This is a genomic window from Rivularia sp. UHCC 0363 (assembly GCF_034931125.1).
Lineage (GTDB): Bacteria > Cyanobacteriota > Cyanobacteriia > Cyanobacteriales > Nostocaceae > Rivularia.
The window spans coordinates 1-9,616 of the sequence record NZ_JAYGHM010000122.1 but is presented as its reverse complement, the minus strand read 5'-3'; the positions used below and the strand labels follow the sequence as shown (position 1 = coordinate 9,616).

The 9,616-nt window shown below is 39.8% G+C and carries 9 protein-coding genes and 1 pseudogene; 6 read left to right on the top strand and 4 right to left on the bottom strand.

Features of this window, described 5'->3' with window-relative positions; all coding sequences use genetic code 11:
• The 3 genes and pseudogenes from VB797_RS34165 to VB797_RS34155 all read left to right on the top strand — a co-directional run.
• Nucleotides 1–1,009 (top strand): annotated as a pseudogene (locus VB797_RS34165) (hypothetical protein); the annotation flags it as partial.
• 2 nt (nucleotides 1,010–1,011) lie between these two features.
• Nucleotides 1,012–1,938 (top strand): hypothetical protein, encoded by a 927-nt coding sequence (locus VB797_RS34160; RefSeq protein WP_323242251.1) that lies wholly within the window; start codon nucleotides 1,012–1,014, stop codon nucleotides 1,936–1,938.
• Between the two features lie 202 nt (nucleotides 1,939–2,140).
• Nucleotides 2,141–3,742, top strand: a complete 1,602-nt coding sequence (locus VB797_RS34155; protein WP_323242250.1) for an ATP-binding protein — start codon at nucleotides 2,141–2,143, stop codon at nucleotides 3,740–3,742.
• A 288-nt stretch (nucleotides 3,743–4,030) separates the two neighbouring features.
• Here VB797_RS34155 and VB797_RS34150 read toward each other — a convergent pair whose 3' ends face one another.
• On the bottom strand, nucleotides 4,031–4,180 hold the full coding sequence (locus VB797_RS34150; RefSeq protein WP_323242249.1) for a hypothetical protein: 150 nt from the start codon (nucleotides 4,178–4,180) through the stop codon (nucleotides 4,031–4,033).
• A 202-nt stretch (nucleotides 4,181–4,382) separates the two neighbouring features.
• On the opposite strand from VB797_RS34150, the gene VB797_RS34145 reads away from it, so the two are divergent.
• Nucleotides 4,383–4,598 (top strand): hypothetical protein, encoded by a 216-nt coding sequence (locus VB797_RS34145; RefSeq protein ID WP_323242248.1) that lies wholly within the window; start codon nucleotides 4,383–4,385, stop codon nucleotides 4,596–4,598.
• A gap of 61 nt (nucleotides 4,599–4,659) precedes the next feature.
• Here VB797_RS34145 and VB797_RS34140 read toward each other — a convergent pair whose 3' ends face one another.
• From VB797_RS34140 to VB797_RS34130, 3 genes are all read right to left on the bottom strand, one after another.
• Nucleotides 4,660–4,887, bottom strand: a complete 228-nt coding sequence (locus VB797_RS34140) for a hypothetical protein (protein WP_323242247.1) — start codon at nucleotides 4,885–4,887, stop codon at nucleotides 4,660–4,662.
• A gap of 63 nt (nucleotides 4,888–4,950) precedes the next feature.
• The gene (locus tag VB797_RS34135; RefSeq protein ID WP_323242246.1) at nucleotides 4,951–5,883 is read right to left on the bottom strand and encodes an endonuclease; all 933 of its coding nucleotides are present in this window, start codon (nucleotides 5,881–5,883) and stop codon (nucleotides 4,951–4,953) included.
• 81 nt (nucleotides 5,884–5,964) lie between these two features.
• A complete protein-coding gene (locus VB797_RS34130) occupies nucleotides 5,965–6,714 on the bottom strand; it encodes a hypothetical protein (RefSeq protein WP_323242245.1) in 750 nt (249 codons plus the stop codon).
• 919 nt (nucleotides 6,715–7,633) lie between these two features.
• Between VB797_RS34130 and ltrA the strand changes: the two genes are divergently transcribed.
• Together ltrA and VB797_RS34120 are read left to right on the top strand one after the other, a co-directional pair.
• Complete coding sequence (gene ltrA, locus VB797_RS34125; protein WP_323242244.1) at nucleotides 7,634–9,319, top strand: group II intron reverse transcriptase/maturase; 1,686 nt, start codon at nucleotides 7,634–7,636, stop codon at nucleotides 9,317–9,319.
• A partial coding sequence (locus VB797_RS34120; RefSeq protein WP_323242243.1) for a hypothetical protein occupies nucleotides 9,316–9,616 on the top strand: 301 nt, incomplete at its 3' end. The genes ltrA and VB797_RS34120, both read left to right, overlap by 4 nt.

The window sequence follows — 9,616 nt, the reverse complement described above, 5'->3', positions numbered from 1 at the left end:
ATGGCGTTCGTTTATACGCAATGCTTTGAGCGTTATCGTTATGGGACGTTTAAATGCTCCACATCTAGCACAACGAGTAGATGCTATTTTGATGCAAGCACTGGACGTATTTCTAAGTGACCCTGATATCATAGAGCGCTATAATTTAGCATTTTCCAGAGGTTGGAAATCACCCGAATGGCAGGATATACCAACGTTAAAGGATTTTGCTCGAATAGTTACCATTGCACGACTAAATATTCAAAAACCAGAAGCCATTGACCACCAAGCAATAAACCAAATCACCAGCCAGATTACTGCATTACTGGTAAGTCCTTTAGGAACAGCGATAGGTAAACCGAGCAGTTTTTCTCCAGAACCAATGGTCAAATTCTATGCTCTAACAGGACTGAGTAATGACCAAGATTCTTACACAATGGCTGTTGCAGCAAAAGCAGCCTGTTTGCGAGTCGCTCTTTCTCATCTTAAAAGTCTTTTTATTGGTGATGAACTTTCTGTGTTGTTCCGTAAAGATGGCTTCAGTGCAATGGTGGGTGAACTCTGCGCGATCGCAAGGAAAGATGGATTGAGTATAGTTTTATCCAGTCAAGACCCAGATACAATCTGTCAGTCATCAGCAGCAGCGATGATTATGCAGAATATCAGTTACAGAATTACTGGCTGTATCACTTCAAATGCTGTTGCTTCGTTTGAGAAGTATCTGTTATATCCAGTTGAGATAATTGCGAGTAATGCTTCAGAATCCTTCTTTCCCCGTCGTTCTGATTTATATTCTTGCTGGTTAATTGAGAAAGGAGGGCGTTTTTGGCAAACCAGATTTTATCCAGGAGAAATGGCTTTAGCTGCAATAGCGACAAATCAAGATGAACGCAGTACACGTCGAGCAATTTTATCCCAATACCCTAATACTACTAAAGGACAATTACAAGGTTTAGCTAAGTTCACCAGGGTTTATGTTGCAGCTATCAAACAAAATAAAGGTTTATCGCTGACTCTGTGGAGAAGGTAAAAATGTATCAGAAAAAGATAAAGTTGAAGACAAGGAAACGTATACGTAGATTTAGAGGTAAAAGTAGAGAAGATAGGAAACAAAAAGCAGAAGCTACAAGTAAAAGAATCAATTCAGATAGTTTTGACCTTTATCACTTTTATCTTGTTATTAAAAGTGTTTCAATAATTGGTATGGGAATTATTAGTTTGAATTTAATTTCAATCAGTTCTTCGTTTGCAGCAACCTCAGATATATCGGAAAATCGAAGAGTTACTCAAACGACTAATTCAACATTCAACAAAAACTCATCAGATGAAATTGAAGGATTTATTAATGATATACGTTACTTTGTTCGCGGTGATTTTTTCGGTAACATTAAGCAGCTCGTTAAAGATTCAATCGGTTCGGTTGATATCCCCGATTTGGGTCAAGTTGTAAACGAAATTATGAAAGGTTCGCTGACAGAAGATGGTATTACGTCCAACAAATTGGAGAATAACCTTCCTAATTCTTATGCAATTCGTCAAGATTTAGCCAATCAAAGTGAAAGATTAGGAGCAATTGAAGTTGCACAGAATAAAACTCTTTCTAAAAATGCTCAACAGGAGTCCTTTGAGAATCTTGAATTGAGTGCTAATTCCGAGGTTGAATCAAGTGAAATGTCAGATGATTCTCAAAATTCCGATACTTCCCAACAAATATTGCAAAATATTTCCAAGCAACTGAAAAATAATACTACTATTTCCGATTTACTTTTAAAAGAAGCGAATCAGTCACGACAAGATAACGCTTTGGGATTAACCTTAACTGCTCAAGCAGCTACAGAGTTGAATGCGGTAAATACCAGAGAAAGACAAAGTGCGATCGCAGTTGGGAATCGCGCTGTATCTCAAGGTTCTTTGTTGATGATGCCAGGAGGTGCCGTTCTGGGAAGAGTGAGGGAGTGAGGCAGGGAGAGAGTGAGGGAAGTAATCAATAAAGATCGAGTAATTGTTCCAATACACAATCAGATAAATTACTAAATTTAATTGCGTTGGGAGTGTATTCCGTGATTGTTGTACCTAAAATCTGTTCTAGACCTTGACTATCTTCGCTCATAATTACCTATTGTATTTATCAAATATCTTCTCTCACGAGGATACACTAATAATGAATTTGAGTCATTTACCATTGTTATTCGATAGTAAACAAACTGTTATTGCAATAGAAAGTCCTATTACCGAACGATTTAAAATATTAGAATTTGTTTATGAATTAGCTCAGAATCGCTTATTACCTTTATATTTTTGGAATACTGGCTATTCTCAATTGCAAATTTTCAACGATTCAGGACAACTTCTATCTACCCAAAACCAATGTTTTTCAGGATTGAATTGGTTATTACAGCATCCCGATGTCCCAGGGATATTTGTTTTTGAAGGTGTAATTTCGCCGGATATCTTAACAGGTAGGTTGTCCCAGCAAACAGAAATGATGCTGAGTAACTTAGTTTATGACCTAGATGCAAATTCTGTACCAAGATTTCTCATCTGTTTAGAAAATTATGTTGAACTTCCTTACTCGTTAGCACCTTTAATTCCTGTATTAGTTAACCCGTTACCAAGTGCGATCGCAATTACAACTTTAGTTCGGGATTTTTGCTGTAAATTGACAACAAATAGTACACAACAGTTTGAAACTTTAATCCGCACTTGTTTGGGTTTACCATTTGGTGAATTAGAGATGTTATTGAAGCGTTTATCGAGATTTACCCATACCTTAGAAGAATTGATTGATGCAGTATTAGATTACAAGAAGAGCAAGCTAAAAGGACAGGGTGTGGAATTTATAAGCGAACCAGATGTACCTTCATCTGCTGGTTTGGATTTATTAGAAGAAATATTGGAACGTGCTGCGGTACTACTTAAGCCAGAAGCGAAACAACATAATCTTAGCTTTCCCAAAGGTATGATTCTTTGGGGACCACCAGGAACGGGGAAATCACTCAGCGCGAAATTAGCCGCAAAAAAAATGGGTGTCCCAATGGTTGCTGCTGATTGGGCTGGATTAAGAGGTGCGACTGCATACGAATCAAGGAAGAATTTACGAGAGTTTTTACAATTTTGCGATGCGAATGGAGAACATGGTTTAGTTCTTTATTTTGACGATTTCGACAAGGGTTTTGCTGGTTTCGATTCCGACAGTGACGGTGGTGTATCTCGTCAATTAGCAGGAAAGTTACTGACGTGGATGCAAGAAAGAACATCGCAAGTTTTAGTTATGGCAACAGTTAACAGATTGGAGTTTTTACCTCCAGAATTAATACGTCGTTTTGATGAGATTATTTTTGTAGACCTTCCCCATACTGGAGCAAGATATGAAATCTTTAAATTACATCTAGCTAAATATTTTCCAGGATTGGATTTCTGCGAAAAAGATTGGTTGCGCTTATTGAGAGAAACGAAGCTACTGACTCCGGCTGAAATCGCGCTGATGGTAAGAAAGACAGCTGAAGAGGTATTTTATCGGAATGCACAGAAGTTTCCGACCTCTAAACTTGGCGAACAACCTTTAACTGTAGGTGTAGGAGACTTTTTAGAAGTGCGATACGCAAAGCGTCAAGCCTCCGGCTTATCGCACTTTACTCCTAGTATGATTCGAGAAGAAGATAAAATTGTGGAGATTCGTAATAAAGCAATTTACGCTCGTCCTGCTGCGTCGCCAGATACAAGTCGGTGGGCTAAAGAACCGGAGGTTTTGTTTGGGAATTAAAAAATATTAAACAAGGTATTAATGAGATTGGGAGTAATTGCCTTGCGGTAATTGACCTAGCAGTATATGAAAATATCACTTTTGTGATAAATACTTTTACGTCAAGAGGAAATGACTTTCATACTGATAATTGACTAAAAATAATAAAAAATATCTCAATATAGATTCATGAATATTGGTAAATTTATCATCTTGAAATTTGTTCCTATTGTATTAGCTTCCGTTAGCATTTACGTTTCACCATCTTCAGCGCAAAGCCAAACTAATCTACCCACTAGGACTCTGCCTTCAGCAGAAGGGAATCGTACAACTATCAAATTTCAAAGGTTGGGAAAATACTTTAATTAAAGACATTCCAGGATTAAACGCTGTACCTCTAGCTTCTTTTCCTCTTCCCTTAACCGAATTAGGTAACAAGATTGCCAGAATTGATTTCATCTGGGGTACGGCAGAAAAACGTCGTCAGCGCACGGTATCTGGTTCTGATGTAGCAGGCTTTTCCGTCCCCTGTGAAGGAGAAAATTGTCCGCACATCGAACTTGATGATTTAGAAAATTCAGGACGCAACATTAGAGGTAACTTTGAAGGAAGCTCTTGGATTAGCGGAAAATATCAAAAAGTAGAAGGTGGTTGGGGTTGCTTGAAGTCGGTAAATGGAGGTAAGGAACCTACTGGAAGATTGCCTTATGGAAGCGCTTTTAAAGTAGCAGTAATGGAACCCGACGAGAAAACCGATACTGTTGATACGGCTTTGTTCTTTCGATTCAAAAATGTCTGTGGAGCAACACCATATTTTATTGGTCCGGTTCCGTTTTTTACTCACGAAGTTAATGCGCCAATTTTTATCGGAGATTGAAGATGGAGGAGGGAAAGTGGAGCGGGGGAGGGGGACACTTTCAAGGGTAGGTATTTAAAAATCAAGCAGTAGATAGGGTGACTAGGGAGACATGAACTTGTGGAGTAAGTGTCGGCCAAGGTTCAGGAAAAAAAGCACCTTGAGGTAAAGGAAGATGATTTAGTAGAGCAGCTTTAATAATCACAAATCCACGGCGAAAACAGCTTAACCAGCGATGAGGTGCGCTACTTTTAAAATTGCGCCGGGCAACATGATTTTGAGGTAAGGAATCCAAACAGCTAACGGGCATATTGGCATCGGCACAACCACCAACACTAACTTGCCATAGAGTTGCGATGCCTGCGGCGGTAAACTACGCGATTGCAAGCCAATGTCTTTCGGCACGTTTGGGGTCAGTCATTTTGGTTTGATGCCAAGCGAAACCACCTCTTTTCCCGTCTTTAAATAAACATTCAATCCAAGAACGCATCGAATACCAACAAGCATCTGCAACTTCAGGTGGTAAATCGGTGAGAATTAACCATAGGAAGGCATAACCCTCGTCATCACGGGCTAACAATGTACATTCAATCGGGTTGCTTTTGAAACAAGTAACCAATCCCTTAAATGACTGACCAGCTTCCGGGACAAGACTATTTAAAGCTAGCCAAGAATCAGATCCTTTAATTTGAAACTGTCCTTGAAGGTTAATCCGCATAAACGGATGCCAACCAATGTTCTTGATTTGTTGGTACAACCACTCAGCATAAAGCCCTCTGTCTGTGGTGACAATTACAAACCAATCTGCTGGTACTGTTTTATCTATATGGCAAAATAATTCTGACCAGTAGGGTTTCCAACTTCCTGGTTTAGTTGCTTCGACTATTTTCCAAGCAATTGGAATTCCACAGCCACGATAAACAATGCTAATTGCTAATACAGTAAAGCGATCACTCAAAGTTGAGGCATCAGCTGCCAATGCCAAGCGTTTTTCGCCTTCGGGCCAAAGACTTAAGACCCAAGATAATAATGGACTAAAGCAAGATGTCACATCCAATGAAGTTCGACCAGTTTTTGTTTTATCTTCTGCGTCTTGATACCATTCCCGCAATTGCTGACGTACAGTATTCTCCTTTTTACCTAGTAGTTCTGCTAAAAATACTGAAACGGTCGTTAGTCCACTTGATTGGGTCATTACTATCCCAAAAGTCCACATTGCGAGTACAACAGCTTGAGGTTTTGTAAGATTTGGCATTTTTTCAATCACTTTCCTAGTCCATTCTCTTAATTCCTCACTTTTTCTCATTGGTATTCTCCCGGATGCACCATTAGATATTTTTGCTGATGACAATCAGATCAGTATTTTACCTGCTAAAATACACCTTTGTTAAATACCTACACTTGAAAGCCCTGTCCCGCTCCCCCGCTCCATTCCCTCTCGCTCTTTCCCTCCCTCTCTCCCTCTCTCACTCACTCCCTCCTTCTCCCCCCCTCCTCTTCCCTTGAGTTGCTCGCTCGAAATTACCAAATCATACCCATTCCCTACCTGACTTAAATCCCGTGGTGCAAATGTACCTTTTCCGAATTGCCAAGTTTTATTATTATCATTATCTATATCAAGCCCATCACGTCTTTCTTTAATACCAAAACGAGTTTGAAATGGTGTTGCTGGTTCATTACCAAGAGACTTATGTAATGCTGCATCTATTTTCCCGTCACCATCCCCAACTAACTTAATTGCTTCAGAATTTGGCATCACCCCACCATTCTCACCAGTTTCAGCATCTACAACTAAGACTCGCAAGTTTTCCCGCTCCGAAAAGCTTTGACAGGGTGTGAACATATTTGAACCGTATGCTGCACCAAAGTGAGGTTGGTCAAAAATCTTTTCTCGCAATTCTTCATCCATAAAGTAGAAGCGATTATCGGCTGCGAATTGCAGAGTTAAACCGAGGGGAGTAAATTGCTTGAGGTCTTCTTCTGTTGTTAATCCCTGATATACTACCCCCAATTTGAAAGTGGCATTTGGTGCAAAATATTCTGCCAAACAGTGTTCGATTGTTTCTGTGATTGGTTCGTTGTCAGCGATAATTGGTTTACCCGTTTTTGTGCAGAAGTGGGATAGGGTAATTGCCATAACTAATATATTTTAATTAATTATTTCTCCTTTAAAATTAGTTGTTTGTGCATTGATGCATAGTAGTTCTTTAGTAAAGAATGTTTCTATCACTAAAGTAGTATTTTTGTTCATATTTACTTGATAGTTGTTTATTATAAGGATTAAGTAACTAGCATTTTTTGAGGAGATAAGGTTATGGATAGTGCTAAAAAAGTAGTATTACAACCCTCCGTTTGGGATACCGATAATTTGGGAGATTTAGTGGCTGAAGGGGTGTTAGATAGTGATGATTTAGTGTGATTCGTTGGCTAGAAACCAAGACCTACAAGGGTCAAGGGGGATTAGTCGCTAGGTGAAAACCTTGATAACTGAATGATAATATAGGTGAGAATCCTATCCCGTAAGTGCAACGGTGAAAGCACATCCCCCAGGTTTGAGACTGGTCATCAATGCCTGAAGCGGGGATGAAAGGTGAAATCCACTGGAAGCCATATCTGGGGAACGCCAAGCAAGGTGTCCATGAGTAAAGATTTCTTGAAGATGCGTCTGAATCGTCGTTACACTGAACTAGCGAAAAGGCTGACACGCTAGAACCAAAAGGTTAAAGGATAATGGAGTTGGCAGTTTAAATCCTGACCAATATGCACCTCCGATAAACCCGGCGAAAAGCATCGCTCTAAAGACATATAGAATTATCATTCGGAACGAAATAACCTGTCGAAGGTTCTCAGAGGTCGATTCTGAGTAGGTACCAACCGCAAGCCTCCAATAGGAAAGATTGAATCAGAAGCGAAAGCTTGGAGTAATGTCTAAGATATGCTGACGGATTCACGATGATTTGGAAGATAAAGTTTAAAGTAGAGGAAAAATGTCTAAAACGAGTTTAAAGACTACGGTAGAATGGCACAAGATAAACTGGTGAAAGCTAGAACGTCGTGTGTATAAGCTTCAAAATAGAATTTATCAAGCCGCGCAACGTGGAGATATTAAAACATATCGCAGGCTACAAAAGCTCCTCCTAAAATCATGGTACTCAAAAGCACTAGCAGTGCGACGAATATCGCAGGATAACAAAGGGAAAAAAACGGCAGGAGTGGACGGTGTTAAATCACTTACCCCTCCTCAAAGACTCAGATTAACTTTGAGCCTTTCCTTGAAAAACAAAGCGGACTCTATCCGACGAGTTTGGATTCCCAAGCCCGGAAAAAAGGAGAAGAGACCACTAGGAATACCTACGATAAGAGACCGCGCCCTACAAACTCTTGTAAAAATGGCTCTAGAGCCAGAATGGGAAGCCAGATTCGAGCCAAATTCATACGGATTCAGAAGCGGTAGGTCATGTCATGATGCAATAGAAGCAATCTTTTTATCCATAAGACGGAAGCCTAAATACGCTTTAGATGCAGACATAGCTAAATGTTTTGACAAGATTAACCACGAAGCCCTTCTATCAAAAATAAACACCTTCCCACAACTACGTCGTCAAATCCGGGCATGGTTGAAAGTAGGAGTTGTAGATAAAGAAAGCTTCACTACAACGGAGACTGGCACACCACAAGGCGGGGGTTTAAGTCCTCTCCTCGCCAACATCGCCCTGCACGGCATGGAAGAACGAATCAAGCAATATGCTGAAACATTGGACATTAAACGTTCAAATGGAAGACAGATAAGTAGAAAAAACAAACGCTCTGCTATATCGTTAATTCGTTACGCCGATGACTTCGTGATTTTACACGAAAGGGAAGAAGTGGTAAAAAATGCAAAAATTATTATCTCCGAATGGTTAAAAAAATTGGGTCTTGAACTCAAACAAGAGAAAACAAGCATAGTCCACACACTGAATCCATATAACGGAAAGAACCCAGGTTTCAACTTCTTAGGCTTCAACATAAGACAGCATTTTGTTGGAAAAACCCACTCAAAAAACGGTTTCAAAACCATAACCTCACCTAGTAGAGAAAGCTGCAAATCTCACCTAAGTGACATTGAAGCGGTTATCAAATCTCACAAAGCAGCACCCCAGTTGGCTTTAATAAAAAAATTAAATCCAATCATAAACGGGTGGGCTAACTACTACTCAACAGGGGTAAGTTCAGAGATTTTTCAAAAACTAGGATATATGGTTTATGAAAAACTAAGAGCATGGGCGTGGAGAAGGCATCCTAAGAAAAGCAAGAGTTGGATAGTGCAAAAATACTGGAAGACCATAGGAGATAAAAATTGGGAATTCGTCCATAAAAAAGATGGGAAAACACACATTTTAGCTAAACATTCTGACAAATCAATTGTCAGACACATAATGGTTAAAAATGGTGTCTCACCCTACGACGGAAACCTAGTTTACTGGAGCAACAGACATGGGAAAAACCCTCTACTACCTAACAGGATAGCTCTGCTTCTCAAAAAGCAAAAAGGGGTATGCCCACACTGCGATATGAAATTCCTAGAACACGATGTAATGGAAGTAGACCATATAATCCCTAAGTCGAAAGGCGCTACGGATACATGGAAAAATCTACAACTATTACATAGACACTGCCACGACGAGAAAACTGCCACAGATGGTAGTTTGTCAAAGGTACGCAAGAAAAGCGCCAAATCATTGAGGAGCCGGATGAAGTGAAAGTTTCAAGTCCGGTTCTGAAGAGCAGTGGGGAAGGTGACTTCCTCGCTGACTTTAATTCTTTACACGGTGTCGCTCAAGCACAAAATGAAGAATACGAGCGTTTAGAGCGAGAATGGCAAGTAAAAAATGAAGAATATTTGAATTCCATCGATTGGGAAAATGCAAAAGTTAAGTCTGAATTAGCGACGGAAGAAGAGGAGAAGTTGAAAACCCCACACTATGCTTTGAAATATCTCTCTATCTTTCGCTATGTCAGCATGATATCTGGGAAAGTGAAGATAAACGCTACGTCGG